At 46.2% G+C, this 20177-nt stretch carries 20 protein-coding genes; all 20 read right to left on the bottom strand.

Annotated elements, in window-relative coordinates:
* Positions 1 to 9: 9 nt before the first annotated feature.
* The 20 genes from rimP to KJS52_RS01045 all read right to left on the bottom strand — a co-directional run bounded on the left by rimP (position 10) and on the right by KJS52_RS01045 (position 20175).
* Positions 10 to 471 (bottom strand): ribosome maturation factor RimP, encoded by a 462-nt coding sequence (rimP, locus tag KJS52_RS01140; protein WP_213512806.1) that lies wholly within the window; start codon positions 469 to 471, stop codon positions 10 to 12.
* 165 nt (positions 472 to 636) lie between these two features.
* Positions 637 to 4956, bottom strand: a complete 4320-nt coding sequence (locus tag KJS52_RS01135) for a PolC-type DNA polymerase III (protein WP_213512805.1) — start codon at positions 4954 to 4956, stop codon at positions 637 to 639.
* 98 nt (positions 4957 to 5054) lie between these two features.
* Positions 5055 to 6503: a proline--tRNA ligase gene (gene proS, locus KJS52_RS01130; RefSeq protein WP_213512804.1), complete on the bottom strand. Its 1449-nt coding sequence runs from the start codon at positions 6501 to 6503 to the stop codon at positions 5055 to 5057.
* A gap of 9 nt (positions 6504 to 6512) precedes the next feature.
* Positions 6513 to 7775, bottom strand: coding sequence for an RIP metalloprotease RseP (rseP, locus tag KJS52_RS01125; RefSeq protein ID WP_213512803.1), 1263 nt, complete (start codon positions 7773 to 7775; stop codon positions 6513 to 6515).
* 108 nt (positions 7776 to 7883) lie between these two features.
* Positions 7884 to 9023 carry a 1-deoxy-D-xylulose-5-phosphate reductoisomerase gene (locus KJS52_RS01120; protein ID WP_213512802.1) on the bottom strand — a complete coding sequence of 380 codons (1140 nt, stop codon included), beginning with the start codon at positions 9021 to 9023 and terminating at the stop codon, positions 7884 to 7886.
* A 14-nt stretch (positions 9024 to 9037) separates the two neighbouring features.
* Positions 9038 to 9832 (bottom strand): phosphatidate cytidylyltransferase, encoded by a 795-nt coding sequence (locus tag KJS52_RS01115; RefSeq protein WP_213512801.1) that lies wholly within the window; start codon positions 9830 to 9832, stop codon positions 9038 to 9040.
* 29 nt (positions 9833 to 9861) lie between these two features.
* Positions 9862 to 10626, bottom strand: a complete 765-nt coding sequence (uppS, locus tag KJS52_RS01110; RefSeq protein ID WP_213512800.1) for an undecaprenyl pyrophosphate synthase — start codon at positions 10624 to 10626, stop codon at positions 9862 to 9864.
* A gap of 80 nt (positions 10627 to 10706) precedes the next feature.
* Positions 10707 to 11261, bottom strand: a complete 555-nt coding sequence (frr, locus tag KJS52_RS01105; protein ID WP_213512799.1) for a ribosome recycling factor — start codon at positions 11259 to 11261, stop codon at positions 10707 to 10709.
* Positions 11261 to 11989, bottom strand: a complete 729-nt coding sequence (gene pyrH, locus KJS52_RS01100; RefSeq protein ID WP_213512798.1) for a UMP kinase — start codon at positions 11987 to 11989, stop codon at positions 11261 to 11263. The genes frr and pyrH overlap by 1 nt, the downstream gene beginning before the upstream one ends.
* A gap of 115 nt (positions 11990 to 12104) precedes the next feature.
* The gene (gene tsf, locus KJS52_RS01095) at positions 12105 to 12755 is read right to left on the bottom strand and encodes a translation elongation factor Ts (protein WP_213512797.1); all 651 of its coding nucleotides are present in this window, start codon (positions 12753 to 12755) and stop codon (positions 12105 to 12107) included.
* Between the two features lie 113 nt (positions 12756 to 12868).
* Positions 12869 to 13567: a 30S ribosomal protein S2 gene (rpsB, locus tag KJS52_RS01090; protein WP_213512796.1), complete on the bottom strand. Its 699-nt coding sequence runs from the start codon at positions 13565 to 13567 to the stop codon at positions 12869 to 12871.
* Positions 13568 to 13745: 178 nt separating this feature from the next.
* On the bottom strand, positions 13746 to 14324 hold the full coding sequence (locus KJS52_RS01085; RefSeq protein ID WP_213512795.1) for a hypothetical protein: 579 nt from the start codon (positions 14322 to 14324) through the stop codon (positions 13746 to 13748).
* The gene (locus KJS52_RS01080) at positions 14317 to 14904 is read right to left on the bottom strand and encodes a DUF6115 domain-containing protein (protein ID WP_213512794.1); all 588 of its coding nucleotides are present in this window, start codon (positions 14902 to 14904) and stop codon (positions 14317 to 14319) included. Before KJS52_RS01080 ends, KJS52_RS01085 begins: the two co-directional genes overlap by 8 nt.
* Before the next feature lie 689 nt (positions 14905 to 15593).
* Positions 15594 to 15911, bottom strand: a complete 318-nt coding sequence (locus tag KJS52_RS01075; protein ID WP_213512793.1) for a hypothetical protein — start codon at positions 15909 to 15911, stop codon at positions 15594 to 15596.
* A gap of 24 nt (positions 15912 to 15935) precedes the next feature.
* On the bottom strand, positions 15936 to 17339 hold the full coding sequence (locus KJS52_RS01070) for a flagellar assembly protein A (protein WP_213512792.1): 1404 nt from the start codon (positions 17337 to 17339) through the stop codon (positions 15936 to 15938).
* Between the two features lie 15 nt (positions 17340 to 17354).
* The gene (locus KJS52_RS01065) at positions 17355 to 18140 is read right to left on the bottom strand and encodes a FliA/WhiG family RNA polymerase sigma factor (RefSeq protein WP_213512791.1); all 786 of its coding nucleotides are present in this window, start codon (positions 18138 to 18140) and stop codon (positions 17355 to 17357) included.
* Between the two features lie 4 nt (positions 18141 to 18144).
* Positions 18145 to 18597, bottom strand: coding sequence for a hypothetical protein (locus KJS52_RS01060; RefSeq protein ID WP_213512790.1), 453 nt, complete (start codon positions 18595 to 18597; stop codon positions 18145 to 18147).
* A gap of 1 nt (position 18598) precedes the next feature.
* Complete coding sequence (locus tag KJS52_RS01055) at positions 18599 to 19093, bottom strand: chemotaxis protein CheD (protein WP_213512789.1); 495 nt, start codon at positions 19091 to 19093, stop codon at positions 18599 to 18601.
* Positions 19090 to 19710, bottom strand: a complete 621-nt coding sequence (locus KJS52_RS01050; RefSeq protein ID WP_213512788.1) for a chemotaxis protein CheC — start codon at positions 19708 to 19710, stop codon at positions 19090 to 19092. The genes KJS52_RS01055 and KJS52_RS01050 overlap by 4 nt, the downstream gene beginning before the upstream one ends.
* A 3-nt stretch (positions 19711 to 19713) precedes the next feature.
* On the bottom strand, positions 19714 to 20175 hold the full coding sequence (locus tag KJS52_RS01045) for a chemotaxis protein CheW (protein WP_213512787.1): 462 nt from the start codon (positions 20173 to 20175) through the stop codon (positions 19714 to 19716).
* Positions 20176 to 20177 lie beyond the last annotated feature (2 nt).

The following is a 20177-nucleotide window of genomic DNA, read 5'->3' as shown; positions in this document are numbered from 1 at the left end:
AATAAAAAGCTAGAAAATAATTGCAAGTCTTGCACTTGCAACTTTTTCGTAAGGTAATGTATGCTCATGATTTCCTACACGGACGGTTAATGTTTCACCGTCAAATGCAAGAAGCTGGCCTTCAAATTCCTTCATTTTGTTGATCGGCTCGTACGTAGTAACAAATACGTTCTTTCCAATCGCTTTTTGTACATCTTCAGCCTTCTTGAGCGGTCGTTCCGCGCCAGGCGAGGAAACCTCAAGAAAATAAGCACCCGAGATAGGCTCATGAATATCAAGCTGCTCGCTTGCATATTCACTAATGCGGACGCATTCATCGATGTCAATGCCGCCTTCTTTGTCACAGAAAATACGCAGAAACCAGTTGCTGCCTTCTTTCACGTATTCGATATCGACCAATTCAAAGCCATTTTCCTCAAGATACGGTGCAATTATAGCCTCAACTGCAGTTTTGATTGCTGATGTACTCAAATGTGCTCCTCCTAAAACGTTTCATAAGCGAATTTCGGTTAAACAACACATAAAGAGTGGGTTTCCCCACTCTTTAATCGCGAAAGTCTTATCAACATCATTGCCACAAAAATTATAACATAATCGTAATAGGGTGACAAGAAATGATTTCTAGTTGCAAAACGTCTAAAACAATGATAGCTGATTGGATTCCGGCAGTCCGCGGAAGCAGCCCATTGATGTGAGCAGCTCAACTATAGTCTTGGACGCCTTCGTTCTCATCTGGAAGTCTTCAATCGACAAATATTCTCCAGCCTCTTTCGCTGCAGCAATGTTGCGCGCAGCGTTCGTGCCAATCCCCGCTACAGCTGAAAACGGCGGAATAAGCGCTGTTCCATCAACCTGGAACTTGGTTGCATCCGAGCGATAAAGGTCAATTGGCTTGAACGTAAAGCCGCGCGCCGTCATTTCCAGACTCATTTCCAGTTGCGACAGCATTGCTTTTTCCTTTGGCGTTGCGCTAAAGCCTTTATTCTCGATTTCCTCGATTCGCTTGTAAATTGCATCATAGCCCTGACATAGCAAATCGAGCTCAAAATCATCTGCTCGCACTGTAAAGTAAGTAGCGTAAAACTCAATCGGATAATACAGCTTGAAGAATGCCGTACGAACCGCTGAAATAACGTAAGCAGCAGCATGGGCTTTCGGGAACATGTACTCGATGCGCAAGCAGGAATCGATATACCATTGCGGCACTTTGCAGCGCTTCATTTCCTCGATCCATTCAGGCGTCAGCCCTTTACCTTTACGAACGCTTTCGGTAATTTTGAACGCCAGCGAGGCGTCCATTCCAGCCTTGTAGATCAGGTAAAGCATAATATCGTCACGACAGCCAATTACCGTTTTAATGGTACAGGTGCCGTTTTTAATTAATTCCTGGGCATTGCCAAGCCATACGCCCGTTCCATGCGACAAGCCTGAAATTTGCAGCAAATCGGCGAAGCTGGACGGTTGAGTTTCCTGAAGCATTTGCCGAACGAACTTCGTCCCCATTTCCGGTACGCCATAAGTAGCAACGGCAGAGCGAATTTGCTCAGGCGACACGCCTAAAGCTTCCGTAGAATTAAACAGGCTCATTACTTTAGGATCGTTCATCGGAATCGTCGTCGGATCTACGCCGGTCAAGTCCTGCAGCATTCTCATCATCGTCGGATCATCGTGTCCGAGTATATCGAGCTTCAGCAGATTCTCATCAAAGGCGTGATAATCGAAATGCGTTGTTTTCCATTCTGCCGTCACATCATCGGCTGGATATTGTACTGGTGTAACGTCCTCTACCTCAATATAGTCGGGAACGACAACAATCCCGCCCGGGTGCTGTCCCGTGCTGCGCTTAACGCCAGTACAGCCGCTTGCCAGTCGTGACAGCTCCGCGTTGCGCCATTTTTTGCCATGCTCTTCCTCATACTTTTTGGCAAAGCCGTATGCTGTCTTCTCCGCGACCGTGCCGATTGTGCCGGCGCGATACACGCATTTCTCACCGAACATCTCTTTAGTAAAGTTATGGGCGATCGGTTGATATTCGCCGGAGAAGTTAAGATCGATATCGGGAACCTTGTCCCCTTTAAAGCCAAGGAACGTTTCGAAGGGAATATCCTGACCTTCGCCTTTCATCGGCTGACCGCATTTCGGACAGTCCTTGTTCGGCAAGTCGAAGCCGCTCGGCACGCTGCCGTCCAAAAACCATTCGCTATGCTTGCATGCTTTGTTTTTGCATAAATAGTGCGCAGGCAGCGGATTTACCTCGGATATACCGAGAAAGGTTGCGACAACTGAAGAACCGACAGAGCCCCGCGAGCCGACAAGATAACCGTCGGCATTCGATTTTTTCACCAGCTTTTCCGAAATCAAATAGTTGGCGGAGAAGCGGTATTTAATAATCGGCACAAGCTCCTTCTCCAAACGGTCGATAACTACCTGCGGCAAATCCTCGCCATACATATCTCGCGCAGTCGCGTAGCATGTATTGCGAATTTCCTCATCCGCGCCCTCGATATTCGGAGTAAACAGCTCGCTTGGGAACATCGCATATTTTTCAAAGCGCTCCGCAAGCTCATTTGTATTTTTGATGACAACCTCGTAGGCGGTTTCCTCGCCTAAAAACTTGAACTCCTGCAACATTTCATCCGTTGTTCGGAAGTGAGCGTCAGGCTTGCGCATATTTTTAAGCGGGCTGAAGCCTGTTATGCCGTGAATGGTAATATCGCGATAAATTTTGTCCTGCGGATTCAAATAATGAACATTGCCTGTGGCGATGACCGGCTTATTCAGCTTAATGCCAATCTGGTAAATACGTCTCAGCGCATCCTCCAGCTCGGCGCGGCTGCCGACAAGCCCTTTTTCTACTAAATGAATATAAAAATCTAGCGGCTGAATTTCCAGCACATCATAAAATTGCGCAACCTCCTCGGCTTCTTCCAGCGACTTATTAAGCACTGTTTCAAAAAACTCGCCTTTTTCACAGCCGGAGGTTACAAGCAAGCCCTCGCGCAATTCCATAAGCTTGCTTTTCGGAATGGTTGCCATTTTTTTATAATATTCTGTATGCGATAAGCTAATAAGTTTGAATAAGTTCTTTTTGCCTACAGCATTAAGTGCGTAAACGCAGGCATGAAAAGGTCTCGCGTTCGACAAATCGAGGCCGACATAATCGTTTAGCTGCGATAGCTTCACAATATTCCGCTCCAACGCATCCTTAATTAATCCGTTCAATATACCGCCGAGCGCAATCGTATCATCAATCGCACGGTGATGATTATCGAGCTGTACTTTATACTTATCTGCCAGCGTATTCAGTCGGTGATTTTTCATCGTTGGATGCAGCAGTCTGGCCAGCTCCAATGTATCCAGCACAGGGTTGGTAAGCTCTGGCATACCAAGCGACTTGCAGTTGGCTTGAATAAAGCCAATATCGAAGCGAGCATTATGCGCTACTAAAATATCATCGCCGATAAATTCTACAAAGCTGCGCAGCGTCGGCTCCAGCTCGGGAGCATCTGCGACCATTTCATCCGTAATATTCGTAAGCTGCTGAATATTGTACGGAATTCGCTCATGCGGATTAATAAAGGAGCTGAAGCGATCAACTTCTTGTCCGTTGCGCATCCGCACTCCGGCAATTTCAATAATTTTATTATTAATAACCGATAAACCGGTTGTTTCAATATCGAAAACAATGTAGGTGGCATCTGCCAGCATAATTTCCTGTGGATTAATGACGATCGGTACAGAATCATTGACCAGGTTCGCTTCCACGCCGTACAGCACCTTCATATCATGCTTTTTCGCTGCCTTTACCGCATCGGGGTAGCACTGCACATTGCTGTGATCAGTTATTGCAATCGCCTGATGCCCCCATTTGGCCGCCATTGCGATATAGTCGCCAACATGCGTGACCGCATCCATCGTGCTCATCGTCGTATGCAGGTGAAACTCAACCCGTTTCTCCTTGGCATGGTCCATACGGCTTGGCGGAGCGCTAACCTCATGCAAATCATTCGGAATCATTACAAGCTCAGGCTCTTGCATAAAGCGGTCGTACTCGACCTTGCCTCTCGCCTTAATCCATTTTTTATTACTCAGCTTGCTCAATATTTTAACGTCTTCCTTCGTCTTGGCGAATACCTTCATCGCCAGCGAATCGGTAAAATCTGTCAAGTTAAAGGTGAACAGCGTGCTGCCGTTGCGCAGCTCCTTCACATCGAGGTTGAAAACCATCCCTTGCACGGCGATTTTCTTTTCTTCGTCCACGACATTCATGAGCGGTACAATTTCATCGCGAATGTCATAGCCGATCGCCAGACGCACAGGCTCCTCACCATCGGCAGCCGGCTCCTCTTCTGGCTCGGAAGGAACAGCAGCCATCAGCTGCTGAATCGCTTCATTGTTCTCCTGCTCGATTTGCTCCATAAATTGCTCGTAAACTTCCTGATTGCTTTCAGCAAGCTGCAGCTTGACGATAATTTCGCGTTTAAAGGCATGGTTGAAATAAGCCTTAACTTCCTCATCGATTTTCTTCTTGCGCGCCAGCTCTAGTCCTGTCGCGTCCAGCAAGCCAATCGACAGCACGTTGCCCGCTACCTGCGTCGTCGCTTTTTGCAGCCATCCGTTAACGGAAGGAATATTTTTTTGCGCCCACTCCAGAAACAGCGGCCAATACTGCGCTACAATGTTTTCGGTTTCGACAACATCATCATAGATGAAAATAAATGATGTATTGGCGATATGAGCAAATTTTTTGCGTATTTGGTGGGTAAATCCATTATAGGCTTGTAAAGGAACTAAGGACGTCTTGCGAATGCAAAACGTCCAATCATTGTTATGCTTATTTACGATGACCTGATCAATATATCCATCTTCAAAGTAAGCCTGAATGAGTTCCTGCGGCAGCCCTGATTGCTGCACAAGCATTTCAAAGCGCTGACGCTTTCCGTCGGTTTGGTTCATCATTATCCACTCCTGACGTTCATCATTTCGGTACTTTTATTTCAATAGCAGCCTTGTCTTAGTAGTGAGTGCAAAAAGCACGGCTTTTTGAGCTTCCTCTAGTACGCTCTGGCGAAAATTACGGTATGCTTCGCCTCGCTGCCGCAAACAAGACAAGTCGTTTTATGCGTTTCCGGCTCAAACGGAATGTTGCGGCTTGTTGCCCCAGTTTCCTCTTTAACTTGCTTTTCACAGGCGTCAGAGCCGCACCAGCCCGCCTCCACGAAGCCGCGCTTTCTCTCCATAGCCGCCTTCATTTCATCAAGCGTATCTACGGAATAAGAGTTGTCAGCGCGGAACGCTTTAGCGCGCTCGAACATTTCCTGCTGCGTCTCGCTCAGCATCGCTTGCACCTCTTGCACAAGATTTGCTTGCGACACGACACGCTTCTCGCCTGTAATACGAGATACGAGGACAACTTGTCCATTGTCCATATCGCGCGGACCCAGCTCAAGACGCAATGGAATGCCGCGCATTTCGTATTCATTGAATTTCCAGCCTGGGCTTACATCAGAGCGATCGTCTACACGAACGCGTACGCCTGCAGCCTTCAGCTCGGCGTACAGCTCATCGACACGCGCTACAACCGCATCTCGTGTTTTAGCCGGGCCGATCGGAATCATGATCACTTGCGTCGGTGCAACTTTTGGCGGAAGCGCCAAGCCGCGATCATCGCCATGCACCATAATTAACGCGCCAATCAAGCGCGTGCTTACTCCCCAAGAGGTCGTAAAGCAATATTGCAGTTCGTTGTTGCGATCCAAATATTTAATATCGAAGGCAACGGCAAATTTATTGCCTAGAAAATGGGATGTACCTGCTTGAACGGCTTTGCCATCCTTCATCATTGCCTCAATCGAGTACGTATTTACAGCACCTGCAAAACGCTCAGACGGTGTTTTTTCCCCTTTAATAACGGGAATCGCCAAAAATTCTTCAACGAATTGAGTGTAAACATCAAGCATTTGCAGCGTTTCCTGACGAGCTTCTTCCTCCGTCTCGTGTGCGGTATGCCCCTCCTGCCATAAAAACTCGCTCGTACGAAGGAACGGCAGCGTTCTTTTTTCCCAACGCACAACATTGGCCCATTGATTAATAAGAACAGGCAAATCACGATAGGATTGAATCCATTTGGCATACATATGTCCAATCATCGTTTCAGAGGTAGGACGAATCGCCAAGCGCTCCTCCAATACCTCGCCCGCAGCCTCTGTTACCCAAGGCAGCTCCGGGTTAAAGCCCTCAACATGATCCTTTTCCTTTTGAAAAAAGCTTTCCGGGATAAACAGAGGAAAGTAAGCGTTGCGGTGACCGGTTTCCTTGAAGCGGGCATCCAGATCACGCTGGATATTTTCCCACAGCTCATACCCTTCCGGGCGAAACACAATACAGCCGCGAACTGGAGAGTAATCCATCAATTCAGCTTTTTTTATTACATCAATATACCATCGGGAGAAGTCCTCGGATTGAGGCGTAATCTCCGTCACAAATTGTTTATCCTTAGCCATCAGCTAACCTTACTCCCCTCGAATTAATCTCACTATGTCATTATACGTAACAACGAGCATCAGCATCATTAACAACGCAAACCCGATAAAATGAACCAAGCCTTCCTTGTTTGGGCTAATCGGCTTGCGTCGCACCGCTTCCAGCCCGATAAAAATCAGTCGGCTGCCGTCTAGCGCAGGCACAGGAAGCAAATTGAATATGCCTAAATACAAGCTTAGCGTTGCTGTCCAGCTTGTCAGCTGCACAATGCCTTGTTGTGCAATCTGGCTTGTAATTTCCGCAGTTCGCACCGGTCCACCTAAATCATCAAGATCAACTTGCAGAGTCACGAGCATTTTAATGCCGTCCATTATAAGGATAGTCATATCCTTCATTAAGGTAGCGCCGCCTGTTATCGTTTCGCCAAAGGTTGGCGTACGAGTGCCATAAGCGGCTGTGACGCCGATCTTCCCTTCGCCAGCTTCATTGGGCTGAGGAATTACCGTTGTCGAATGCGCTTCGCCATTGCGCACATAATCAATGACAATTGGCTCATTTGGATGCTCGGCAATAATATCAATCATCCGGTAAAAATCTGTACCAATCGCTTCGCCGTCAACTGCCGTAATAATATCGCCTACTTGAAGCTTCGCTTCAATAGCCGGCATATCAGGCGTCAGCTCGCCGATTTGCAGATTTTCTTTTACGCCCGCCATTTGCACATATACGAGGAACAGTACAAATGCAAGCACAAAATTCATAAGCGGTCCAGCAAAAATAGCCATCGCACGCTGACCAACCGTTTTGCCGTTAAATTGACGATCAAGCGGCGCGATTTGCGTTTCGTTGCCGCGCGCAATAATTAAAGCCTGCGGATGCAAGCTGTAATGCTCAACCTCGCCATCAAGCTCCAGATCAATATGTAGATTGCGCTCCATATCTAGCGATACAACTTCACCGCGAATGGCGTCCTTGCGCTCATCGAGACGGTCCAAGTAAATGCGATGCACGACGCCGTCCTTCAATCGAATAGCAACCGTTTGCCCTGGCTGAACCTCTACGATTTCAGGATCCTCGCCGGCCATTCTGACAAAGCCGCCGGCCGGAATGAGACGGAGCGTATACTTTGTTTCTCCACGCTTGAAGGAAAACAGCTTAGGTCCAAAGCCGATTGCGAACTCTCTAACAAGAATACCAGCACGCTTTGCGAAAAAATAATGTCCCCACTCGTGAACTGTGATGATCACAAAGAACACCAGGACGGTCAATAACACCGTTTGAATCATTTGCATATGTTTTAATAGCCTCCTATCGTTACGGCCTGTACATAGATTATCATTATTCCACTATGCGACACAAGAGAACTATATAAGCAATGATACTTAAGAATTGTTATATGGTTATATCGCAGCCGCTATAGCTCTAGCCTCTTGGTCTACTGCAACGATAGCTTCAATCGTATCCACTTCGCATCCAGCATGCTTGGAAAGAGCTGTTTCAACAACACGCTCAATATCTAAAAATGAAATTTCCTTTTTCAAAAACCGATCAACGGCAACCTCATTGGCTGCATTGTAAACGATTGGCGCTGATAAGCCAGCTTTGCCGCATTCAAAGGCAAGCCGAAGCATCGGATAACGTTCAGTATCCATCGGTCGGAAATTAAGCTGACCGATTTGCGCCAGACTTAGTCTTTCCGTCTTGTTGGCAATCCGATCAGGGTAGGTTAACGCATATTGAATAGGCACTCGCATATCAGGCATGCCGAGCTGCGCAACAACACTGCGGTCTACAAACTCAACATACGAATGGATAATGCTTTCCGGATGAATAACTACATCGATTTGCTCATAGCTGACGTCAAACAGCCAATGCGCTTCAATGACCTCCAAGCCTTTGTTGGCCATTGTTGCGGAATCAATTGTAATTTTAGCGCCCATTGACCAATTGGGATGCTTTAACGCCTGCTCGACTGAAACATTCGTAAGCTGCTCTCTCGTATAGTCGCGAAACGAGCCGCCAGAGGCTGTTAATGTTATACGCTCGATTTGCTTGCGCGTTTCACCATTCAAGCATTGGAAAATGGCCGAGTGCTCACTGTCGATAGGCAAAATTTGCACACCGCGCTGCTTGGCGCGCTCCATCACGATATGGCCTGCTGTTACAAGCGTTTCCTTATTGGCCAAACCAATCTGCTTGCCTGCATCGATAGCCGCAAGTGTAGCAGGAAGCCCTCTGCTGCCCATGATCGCCGTAACGACAATATCCGCCTCGGAGACGGCCGCAACTTCAATCAGGCCCTGCTCCCCATACATCACTTGTACAGATGAGGAAACGTAAGCTGACAGCTGTTCTGCATGCTCCTTTGTCGCTACGCTCACCAGCCTTGGTGAATATTTATCGATTTGCTGCTTCAGCAATTCAATGTTGCTGCCAGCTGACAAGGCGATAATTTGAAATTTATCCGGATGCTGATCAACAATATCCAACGTTTGTGTACCGATTGAACCTGTTGATCCCAGTAATGATATGTTTTTCAATTGACTACCTCCGCTTACACTGGAATGAGCTGAGTCAGCACAAGAATAGGGAAAACGATAATCCAGCTGTCCGTGCGGTCAAGAATACCGCCATGACCCGGCAAAATATTTCCCATATCTTTAATTCCGCGTACTCGTTTATAGGCCGACTGCATCAAATCTCCCAGCTGACCTGCAACCGCTGCAACGACTCCAAGTACAACGGCACGCCAAAGCTCAATGAGATCTGGTGACAGCAGTGCAAACACAAGCGCTATCAATATCGAGCTGACAACGCCCCCAATTGCTCCCTCTACTGTTTTATTGGGGCTGATCAATGGGGTTAGCTTATGCTTGCCGAATGCGCGTCCAAAAAAATACGCGCCAATATCACTAGCCCAAATTGCACAAAAAGCAAGGAAGCTCCACCATAAGGCGTTCGACTCCATTAATCTGACGTCTACCATCGATGCAAAGCCGATTCCCAGGTAGGCTGTACCTAAAAAGGTGAATGCTACTTCATCAATCGTGTATCGATTTTTCGAAAAAACAGTTAATGCCAGCAATGCAAACATAAGCAGCCATAGGATCGTCATGTCGGAAAGCCAGTCAATGCCATACGAATGAAATGGCACAACTATAGCTAGCAAGCCGACTATTGCTGCGAGAGCTAAAGGATTATTCCAGCTAATACGATTCATTTTTAAAAATTCAATTAACGCTATACTAGCCATCGCAACGATCAGTGCCACATAGAAATGCCCTCCTGCAATCATCAACCCTAAGAAGACAGCACCCGCCAAGACACCAGTAACCACTCTTTGCTTCATTGCACTACTTCACCTCTAATGTGATAAGGCTACACTCCACCAAAGCGTCGTGCACGCCGCTGATATTCCTGGATTGCTGCCATAAAATGCTCCTCAGAAAACTCCGGCCAAAACACATCTGTAAAATAAAACTCGCTGTACGCAAGCTGCCAAAGCATAAAGTTGCTTAAGCGAATTTCACCGCTCGTTCTGATTAGCAGGTCTGGATCAGGTAAATCCCTGGATTGCATATAATTAGAGAAAAGTTCCTCATTAATATGATCAACCTGCAGCTGCCCATTTTCTACTTGCTCAGCTACAGCTTTAACTGCTTTAATCAATTCTAGTCTACCGCCATAATTTAGTGCAAAATTAAGTACCAGCCCAGTATTATTAGCTGTTTTGCTCATCGCTTCTTCTACAGCTTTGCGCGTATAAGAAGGAAGCTGCTCGACCTCTCCCATCATGCGCACCTGTACATTGTTTTCCATAAGCTCGCCAATTTCCAGCTCAAGAAATTGCTGAGGCAGCTTCATTAAAAATTCTACTTCTTCCTTTGGACGCTTCCAGTTTTCCGTTGAAAACGCATAAAGCGTTAAATACTTTACCCCCAGGTCATTCGCCGCAATTGTAATGCGTTTTACGGTCTTCATCCCTGAGTGATGCCCTGCAATTCGAGGCAAACCTTTTTGCTTTGCCCATCTTCCATTACCATCCATAATAATTGCTATATGCTCTGGTATATTCTCCAGCTGATCCGGCAATAGAGCTTGAGCGCCTGTATCCCCTTTTTTAGACCAAAGTCGCTTTAACAATTGGCTCCCTCCCCCAAGCGAAAATCCAAAAATGTGCTATTTAGTGAAAGAACCCCACCTGATGGAGGGGCTTGTCATCATTATACTTCTAATATTTCTTTTTCCTTTGCAGCCAACACTTTATCGCTTTCCGCAATATATTTGTCAGTCAGCTTCTGGATATCATCCTGATAACGTTTGGACTCGTCTTCAGAAATTTCTGTTTTCTCCAGCTTTTTGATGCTGTCATTTGCATCGCGGCGAATGTTGCGAATCGCAACCTTAGCTTCTTCAGCAATCTTTTTAGCCGTTTTAACCAGCTCTACGCGGCGCTCTTCCGTCAGCATAGGAACAGAAAGACGAATAATCGCACCGTCGTTAGATGGAGTCAGACCCAAATCAGATTTAAGAATGGCGCGCTCAATATCAGCTAACGAAGATTTATCCCATGGCTGAATGAGCAAAGTACGAGAGTCAGGAGTTGTAATGTTAGCCAATTGATTCAACGGTGTCATAGCGCCGTAATATTCTACCTGAACACGATCTAGTAAAGAAGGGCTTGCTTTACCGGCACGCAGTGAAGCGAAATCTCTCTTCAATGCCGTAATTGCTTTTTCCATTCTTTCTTCAGCAGACTTTTTAATCGCTTGTGGCATTACTTTCCACTTCCTTTCACGATTGTACCAATTTTTTCACCTAGAACTACACGTTTAATATTGCCATTTTCCGTAATCGAGAAGACGATAAGCGGAATGTTATTATCCATACATAGAGAGGAAGCTGTAGAGTCCATAACACCCAAATTACGGTTAAGCACATCCAGATAGGTTAGCTCTTCAAACTTCTCTGCATTGGCATCTTTAAATGGATCAGCAGAGTATACGCCATCCACTTTGTTTTTCGCCATAAGAATGACTTCCGCTTCAATTTCCGCAGCACGCAATGCCGCAGTCGTATCAGTAGAGAAAAATGGATTACCAGTACCAGCAGCAAAAATTACGACACGACCTTTTTCAAGGTGACGAATAGCGCGGCGGCGAATATAAGGCTCAGCAATTTGTTGCATTGCAATAGAGGTTTGTACACGAGTTGGCACATCAATTTGCTCCAATGCATCCTGCAGCGCCAATGAGTTCATCACTGTAGCAAGCATGCCCATGTAATCGGCTGTTGCACGATCGATTCCTTTAGCAGTGCCCGCGATTCCGCGCCAAATATTTCCACCGCCAACAACAATCGCCACTTCAACTCCAAGCGCAACAACTTCTTTTACTTGGCTAGCAATTGAAGAAATAACCGATGCTTCAATACCATAGCCTTCTTGACCAGCTAGCGATTCGCCACTAACTTTCAATACGATGCGTTTATATACTGGATGTTCCAACTTTTTTACCTCCATCTTACACCTCTTGCTCAGAGGCATTCAATAATGTTTCTTGGATTCTATCATGGTAAACGGAAGGCGGGGCAGAAGCCCCGCCCCTCGTGGTGAGTTCGGATTAACGTTTTACTTGAGCCATAACTTCTTCAGCGAAGTTTTCAACTTTTTTCTCTAGACCTTCACCAAGCTCAAAGCGAGCGAAGCGACGGATGGAAATGTTTTCACCGATTGTGCTAATTTTTTCATTTACTAGTGTAGCAATTGTTTTGTCTGGATCTTTAATGAAAGATTGCTCAAGCAAGCAATATTCTTCATAGTATTTAGACATGCGGCCTTCAACCATTTTCTCAACGATATGAGCTGGCTTGCCTTCGTTAAGCGCTTGTGCCTTAAGGATTTCTTTTTCTTTTTCTAGCTCTTCAGCTGGAACTTCCTCACGACGAACATATTTAGGATTTGAAGCTGCAATATGCATTGCAACGTCTTTAACGAAATCTTTGAATTGGTCTGTTTTAGCAACGAAGTCTGTTTCACAGTTAACTTCAACTAGAACACCAATGCGTCCATTGCTGTGGATGTAAGCTTCTACAACACCTTCAGTCGCGATACGACCAGCTTTGTTAGCTGCAGCAGCCAAGCCTTTTTCACGTAGGTGGGCAATTGCTTTATCGATGTCGCCACCAGTTTCTTCAAGAGCTTTTTTGCAATCAAGCATACCTGCTCCAGTTCTTTCACGTAGTTCCTTTACTGCGCTCGCATTTACTGCCATGTAAAAAACCTCCTATGGTTGTATATCTATTTTTGTTCAAAAAAAGGGTAGTGAGAGGTTTTCACCATCTGACCACCCTTTGTTGTTTATCAATTCACATGCAAAGCTCTCAATTAAGCAGTTGTTTGCTCACCTTGATTAGCTTCAACAATCGCATCTGCCATTTTTGCAGTAAGCAATTTAACCGCACGAATTGCATCGTCATTACCAGGAATAACGTAGTCAATTTCGTCTGGGTCGCAGTTTGTATCAACGATACCTACAATTGGGATACCCAATTTGCGAGCTTCTGCTACCGCGATGCGCTCTTTGCGTGGATCAATGACGAACAATGCGCTTGGAAGTTCTTTCATGTGCTTGATGCCGCCCAAGAATTTTTCAAGACGCTCTTGCTCTTTTTTAAGAAGGATAACTTCTTTTTTAGGAAGCACGTCGAATGTTCCATCTTGCTCCCATTGCTCAAGCTGCTTCAAACGCTCGATACGTTTTTGAATCGTTTGGAAGTTTGTAAGCGTACCACCCAACCAACGTTGGTTGATGTAGAAGTTTCCACAACGCTCAGCTTCTTCTTTAACTGAATCTTGAGCTTGTTTTTTTGTACCTACAAATAGAACAGTACCGCCTTCAGCAGCAACAGATTTAATGAAGTTATACGCCTCATCAACCTTTTTAACTGTTTTTTGCAAGTCAATAATGTAAATGCCGTTTCTTTCTGTGAAGATATAACGATCCATCTTTGGATTCCAACGACGAGTCTGATGACCGAAGTGAACCCCAGCTTCCAATAGCTGTTTCATAGAGATAACCGCCATATGCTACACCTCCTAGTATTGGTTTTTTTGTGTCCTCCGCTTCTCGCATCTTGCATAACAACTTGCACCGAGTGCAAGCACCTGCCACACAATTGAAAAGCGTGTGTTTTTAACACCGAAAATTAATATACCACATTGCACCATTAGAAGCAAGCAATTAGCCAAAACAAATTGTCGCTTATTGGATAAGCGTAATACCTTTTGTTGCGATATGGTCATTCGCTTCGGCTTCTGTCAAAGGCTGGCCTGCAAACAGCTTGCGCAGCTCCTCCATACTGCTTTGCTGCTCGACGAGAAAAAAGCCGGCGCGTATTTGTGCGTCATGCTCCTTTAAGTAGCTAATAAACGAGTCAGCATCGTCAATCACACTTTGCTCTTTTAGCTGCTTTACCGTTTTTGTAATTGGATCGCCTGGATGAACGCGCAAAATATATGAGACTTTAGGCTCATCTACTGCCTCTGGTGAAGCGACTGACTGCTCCTCAAGCTCATCTATTTCAGGCTCATTTGGTGCATCTGGCGAATCAGGAGCAAGATCAGAGGATTGCTGCGGGCTTGGTTCAGGAGCAGGCGTTGTCTCCGGCACGGTCGATGGGTCTAAAGTAGGGACTGGCGACGGGCTTGCTGCATCATTCATTTGTTGCTCCATCTTGCTGAGCTGCTGCTGACTTTTCGCCCCTAAATTGAAAAGCTCGAGCAATAGAACGCCAATAATGATCCCGATGCCGATACCAACTAGCAATGAACGTTTATGCATGGCGAGCTTTCTCCTCCTGCATGGCAAGTTGTAAAATGAGCTGAACTTCTCCTTTGTTTTTCCCAAGCTTTTTCGCTATCGCCTCAATTGATTTGCCGGCATGGTACATATCAAATAGCTCAGCATAACGTCTATGTATACTATTTTCGTCAAAATGCTCGGCTTCAACAGTCTCGAGCATCTGTTCCTCCTGCAAAATTGTCGAAGACGATGCGTCATTTCGAGGCTTCGGCTCCGCATAGGGCTGCAGCATTTGCAGCTTGGCCTCAAGCGCTGCATGCTGCTGAGCAAGCTTGGCGAGCTGCTCCTCCATATTGGCATGACGCTGCTCGAGACGTGCAATCGTCTCACTTTTCACCCGATCTTCCTCGCGCAGCTGCTGCAAGGAATCCGTCAGCATTTTAACAAGCTCCTGCTGCTCCTTCTCCATATTCTCCATAAACTGCTCAAACGCTAGCTCAAGCTGCTCCATCTGCGCACCTGAACTAGCGTTATGTTGCTTGTCTTTACTTTTCGGAAGCAGCAATGCTGCGATTACGATAACCGCTCCCAGTAGTGCGATATATTGCCATGATTGCATAGAAATCCCGCCTCGAGTAATTAATAAAATGTGTACATGAGCACCTGCATGCTTCTGAAGCATAATCCCTTCACCGCCGACTAAGCTATAAAGCAATGCGTCGTCATCAAAGTCCAGCTTTAAACTTCCACTTTCAATCAAGGTTTAAAAGCTGGGCTTTCAGGACCAAGAAGCTTGAACGCTAGTAGAAAACGAGGAGCGCAGCGTAGGCAAAAAGCTACGTGAGCACCGGAGCCTTCGGTAGCGTGACATATTCGCCGTCGACTACGCTACAACGCAATCACATCGTCATCAAAGTCCAGCTTTTAAACATCCTCTTCCAATGAGAGTTTAAAAGCTGGGCTTTCAGGACCAAAAAGCTTGAACGCTAGTAGAAAACGAGGAGCGCAGCGTAGGCAAAAAGTTACGTGAGCACCGCAGTTTTCGCTAGCGTTCAAGATTCGCCGCCGAATACGCTACAGAGAAGTTCCATCGTCATCAAAGTCCAGCTCTTAAACATCCTCTTCCAATGAGAGTTTAAAAGCTGGGCTTTCAGGACCAAGAAGCTTGAACGCTAGTAGAAAACGAGGAGCGCAGCGTAGGCAAAAAGCTACGTGAGCACCGGAGCCTTCGGTAGCGTGACATATTCGCCGTCGAATCCACTACAACGCAATCACATCGTCATCAAAGTCCAGCTTTTAAACATCCTCTTAAAGTCGGATGTCTAGGTTGTGTCCTTTATAGGGATGCCTCCCCCCCTCAGTTTGCTGCTTCTGCTGGCGCTCTTTCTCATCTCTTTGAGCCGATGAATGACCACCGCTCTGCTCCTTTTCCTGGTCACGAATAGCTGCTTTATCGGTTTCATCAACCGCCGCTGTCTGAGTGCGCTTCTGCTCAGCATCCTTTACTACGCTCGTTTCCAGCATCGTTTGCTCAGTCATTGGGCGATTCATCGCCTGCTGCTGCAAGGAGCTCAGCTCCGGAGCACGCGGCACGGATAGTTGGAGATTTAATGGATTTAGTCCCATTTTGCTCACCTCTATTTTTATCGCTTAAAAATATGGCACCATAACGACTTCACCATTTTCATATTTGAACACGACACTGCCAGTGTTGTCTTTAATATATCGTGTATACCGGCCTATGACAACTTTAACTCCGCCAAACACTTGATTTCGAACCGCCACCGTTGCAGTCTCGCTATTCTCCAGCTGCTTTTCGATTTCCATCATCCGCTCCTTGGACTGGTTGAGCAGTTCCATCGTCTGCTGCTTCGTGTACATCAGCTTTTGTCTCATAGCTAGACGATCAGGCGTTAAACGTCCGCTTGCCGCCATTTGATCCAGGATAACCAAAGCCTTGTCCGTCCGCTCGAAATTTTCTGTCTGCTCTTTAATCGTAGTGCGCAGCTTAACCTGTTCCTCACGCAAAGCGGGGTTGACGCCGACTTCAATAATCGTGCCGGTAGACATCGCATTGCCGATTGTTTTGGCCGCAACGCCGTCTCCTGCCTGAATATTGCCGCCAACAATCAAGCCTTTGGAGCCCTCGCAGATGACCTTCCTGCCCGCTTTTACCGTTGAATGCAAAATGCTTTGGTTAACAGTAATATCTCCACCCGCTGTAATAAATGCATCCTGAATAAAGGAGCATTTAATGTTATTGGCTGCGTTAACCTTTCCTTTGCCTGAAGCCATGACGCCGCCAGTAATTTCAATCGAGCCTCCCGAGATCAGCTCGGCACCTTCAACGCCGCCAACTACCCGAATATCGCCGGCAGCATTCACTTTAAAGCCTGTCAATACATTGCCGCGTATGACAACGGTACCAACAAAATCAATATTGCCGACCCGGTAATCCACATCGCCCTTCACTTCAAAGACAGGGAAAACATTGATTTTATCTCTGTCCGTCAAAGAGATCAAGCCGTCGATCGCAGCATACATCAAATTGCCCTCGCCATTGACCACAACGTTTTTTCCGACTTTAAATCTGGCCGGCTTTCCTACAGCTCCCGCTATACTTTCTCCATAAATGTTCGTTCCCGAGCTTCCTGTCTGCGGCGGCACAAGCCGCGCAATAAGCTGGCCTCTTACAACATTATCGAGCTTCTTTACTTGCTTAAAATCGACTACCGCCAGCTCGCTTTGCTCCTGATCGCCATCCTGCTTCCGTGCAACATCTACAAACTCAACTACTCCATCTAAGCCTTTGCTTGGGGGACTGCCTTTTGCTACCTCTATTTTTTGAGCCATATATAGAATCGGATTTTTACAAATCAAGCGAAGATTATCATGCAACAGACCATGGACAATTCCTTTTGTTCGGAGAAAATGTTCCAGCTCCTCAGGAATATACGCCTCTTCATCATAAATCGTCTTGAAGGTTAGCCAAGCCGTTAACTTATCTGACGAAATCTCCAAATTCACACTGGAATCATATCGTTGATTGTCCATCATTACACCCCTCTCTTATGAATGAAATAGTTCCGCTCTATGCTGCTCAAGCACCCCTCTTAATCGTTGAATCGCTTTGGAATGAAGCTGTGAAATCCTTGAGGGTGAAAGCGACATAACCTCGGCAATTTCACTCAAGCTAAGATCCTCATAGTAAAATAAAGAAATGACTGTGCGCTCTTTTTCCGTTAACCGCTCAATGCCTTTTTCCAAGCTTGCTTTTAGAAACACATCATCTACTGTAGACTCTGGTTTTTTCGCTGACTGATCTATTAAAAGAGACATGCGTGTCTCTGACTCTTCCTCACGTAACGGTTCTTCTAATGAAAAAATAGTTGAAAATGATATGTCCTGTACAATATTCGCGAAATCCTTCTCGCTTATATCAAGATATTCACAAATCTCAGCATCTGTGATCGAGCGCATATGACGCTGCTCCAGCACTTGATAAGCCTCTTCAATCTTTTTAGCCTTCTCGCGAACAGATCGCGGAACCCAATCTCCTTGACGCAGTCCGTCAATAATGGCTCCGCGAATTCGCCACGATGCATAGGTTTCAAACTGCAATCCTCGTAAATAATCGAATTTTTCGATGGCGTCAATCAAGCCCATGACGCCATGACTACCTAAATCCTCTTTCGATACATTTTTCGGCAAACCGATAGACATTCGATTCGTAACATATTCGACTAACGGCAAATAATTCTCAATAAGATCCTTCTTGGCATTGATATCACCATGTTCACGCCATGCTCGCCATAATTCCAAAGAAGTCAGGTGAGGCACTTTTTGTTCTTTCATTGTCTCACTCTCCTGTTAGGTGACGTACTGCTCTTGTCAGGTCTTCAGCTTGCATGTTTTCAGTCGATACAAGCTTCTTTGGCTTTAGTGGCTGAAACTGTGCAGCTTTTTCATCCTGCACCGGTGCTGGTTCAGCTTTCTCCACCTTGCCTTGAGCCATCTGCTCGCGCAAAACCGCATTCAAGTCCTCTTCTCCATCAGGCGTCACGTAGTCGATATTGGAACCAGCCAGCTCCTCTTCAACCATTTCCTGCTCTGCAGCAGCTCGTTCAGGACTGGGTGCAAGCAAGCTGGCCATTATATACCGCACAACAAACGCCAACAGAAAAAACAGCACAAATGCGTAGCCTCCACGCAATAACGAAGTTGTCCACGGATTATTGATCATCCCGATTAAAAATACGATAATTAAGCCAAATATTCCGAAACTTAAATTCCAGCGCCAGCTACCATACATTTTAAATCTCCTTTATTCCGTGTTGCACACTACGAATCGTAAGTATTCCATCATTAGAGCTAAATTCAATCGTTCTTCCAAAATTGCCCCCTGTGTCTTGAGACAATAGCGGGATATTGTACTGTTCCAGCTTCATTAAACAAGACTCTACATTGCGCGGGCCTATTCTTAACGAATCCGTTTGTCCCGGCAATGTAAACATTTGAGCTCCGCCTGCCATTTTCGCCTGCATCGCCCTGATGCTTGCCCCCAGAGCAACCATTCGCTCGATCAGCTCAGGAATCGCTGTATCGGCATATTTGGCAACATTGAGCGGGGTTTCCCTCGCTATGCTGGAGGACGGAAGCATAACATGGGCCATGCCCGCGATTCGCTTAGCTGGATCGAATAGCGTAAGCCCGACACATGAGCCAAGTCCAGTTGTTTTAAGCACTTCGCCATTAGAGGCAATATTAAGGTCTGCCATAGCTACCTTGATCAGCTTTTCACTTATCATTCCAATCCTACTCCCAGAGCACGGAATATCTTTTCAAATGAGTTTGGATCTGGAATAAGGAAAAAATGCCCTTCCAGTGACTTGCAGTCCTCAAGAAAGCTTGTTTCAATGAGGAGTGCAGAATCGCCCATTTCACCATATTGCATAATACCGTAGCTCAGGATTGCTCCTGCCATGTCATGCGCCACAACAGGAACAGAAGGATGTAATTGAAGCTTGGTAAAATCAGCAAGCGATGATAAATAGGAGCCAGCAAGAATGTTACCGATCTCGCACAGCATTGACATCTCCAACTCAGTATACGTTCCATCCATGACATGTTCTCCCGGCAATAGCTGCGACATGAGCTGCAACGCGTAATGCTTCTGCATGATGAAGAACATATTGCCCGGCACATCGCCTTCAACGCGCAGAAAAACTGCGATAACAGTTTGCTCAGAGCCGCCAACGCGTTCGGCAACCTGCTCAAACGGCAGCAGCCTTACACTCGGCACTGACATATCGACAGGCTTGTTCAAAAGCGTGGACAACGCTGTAGCCGCATTGCCAGCTCCTATATTGCCGACTTCCTTCAGCACATCCAACTCAAAGGCTTCAAAGCGGTTGAAGTTCGTCAATGTTTACACCTCTAATTGCTCAAGTTGAACGATTTCTGCTTTGTTCAGCACCTCTGATAGATTAAGCATGATGAGCAAGCGATCTTCGCCGATCTTGGCAATACCGTCAAGATATTTCGCTTGGATTCCGCCAACAATTTCAGGCGGCGTATCGATTGTGTCAGAATTAATATCAATGACATCATTGGCCGTGTCAACGATAAAGCCGACTTCCATTTCATTGACTGCTACGACAATGATGCGAGTATGCTCGGTAACCTCAGATTCAGGCAAGTTAAAGCGTCCGCTCAGATTAAGAACCGGAACGACAACGCCACGCAAGTTTATGACGCCCTTTATAAAGGGAGGTGTTTTAGGAACGCGTGTAATTGGCATCATGCGCTCAATTGTGCGAACCTTGTCTACTTCGATTCCATACTCCTCTTTCCCAATACCAAAAACGATTACTTTTAACTCTTCACCCATGC

This window comes from Paenibacillus montaniterrae, assembly GCF_018403185.1.
GTDB lineage: Bacteria > Bacillota > Bacilli > Paenibacillales > Paenibacillaceae > Pristimantibacillus > Pristimantibacillus montaniterrae.
Note: the sequence above shows the minus strand (reverse complement) of the source record. Positions and strands in the feature narration are given on the sequence as shown.

Excerpts from the sequence above, each read along its gene's own strand:
- KJS52_RS01075 (WP_213512793.1), bottom strand. The coding sequence starts at position 15,911 with ATGGGACTAAATCCATTAAATCTCCAACTATCCGTGCCGCGTGCTCCG.
- KJS52_RS01070 (WP_213512792.1), bottom strand. The coding sequence starts at position 17,339 with ATGGACAATCAACGATATGATTCCAGTGTGAATTTGGAGATTTCGTCA.
- KJS52_RS01135 (WP_213512805.1), bottom strand. The coding sequence starts at position 4,956 with ATGAACCAAACCGACGGAAAGCGTCAGCGCTTTGAAATGCTTGTGCAG.
- tsf (WP_213512797.1), bottom strand. The coding sequence starts at position 12,755 with ATGGCAGTAAATGCGAGCGCAGTAAAGGAACTACGTGAAAGAACTGGA.
- rpsB (WP_213512796.1), bottom strand. The coding sequence starts at position 13,567 with ATGGCGGTTATCTCTATGAAACAGCTATTGGAAGCTGGGGTTCACTTC.
- KJS52_RS01085 (WP_213512795.1), bottom strand. The coding sequence starts at position 14,324 with ATGCATAAACGTTCATTGCTAGTTGGTATCGGCATCGGGATCATTATT.
- KJS52_RS01080 (WP_213512794.1), bottom strand. The coding sequence starts at position 14,904 with ATGCAATCATGGCAATATATCGCACTACTGGGAGCGGTTATCGTAATC.
- frr (WP_213512799.1), bottom strand. The coding sequence starts at position 11,261 with ATGCCACAAGCGATTAAAAAGTCTGCTGAAGAAAGAATGGAAAAAGCA.
- KJS52_RS01045 (WP_213512787.1), bottom strand. The coding sequence starts at position 20,175 with ATGGGTGAAGAGTTAAAAGTAATCGTTTTTGGTATTGGGAAAGAGGAG.
- rseP (WP_213512803.1), bottom strand. The coding sequence starts at position 7,775 with ATGCAAATGATTCAAACGGTGTTATTGACCGTCCTGGTGTTCTTTGTG.
- KJS52_RS01060 (WP_213512790.1), bottom strand. The coding sequence starts at position 18,597 with ATGTATGGTAGCTGGCGCTGGAATTTAAGTTTCGGAATATTTGGCTTA.
- KJS52_RS01055 (WP_213512789.1), bottom strand. The coding sequence starts at position 19,093 with ATGATAAGTGAAAAGCTGATCAAGGTAGCTATGGCAGACCTTAATATT.
- proS (WP_213512804.1), bottom strand. The coding sequence starts at position 6,503 with ATGGCTAAGGATAAACAATTTGTGACGGAGATTACGCCTCAATCCGAG.
- KJS52_RS01065 (WP_213512791.1), bottom strand. The coding sequence starts at position 18,140 with ATGAAAGAACAAAAAGTGCCTCACCTGACTTCTTTGGAATTATGGCGA.
- KJS52_RS01115 (WP_213512801.1), bottom strand. The coding sequence starts at position 9,832 with ATGAAGCAAAGAGTGGTTACTGGTGTCTTGGCGGGTGCTGTCTTCTTA.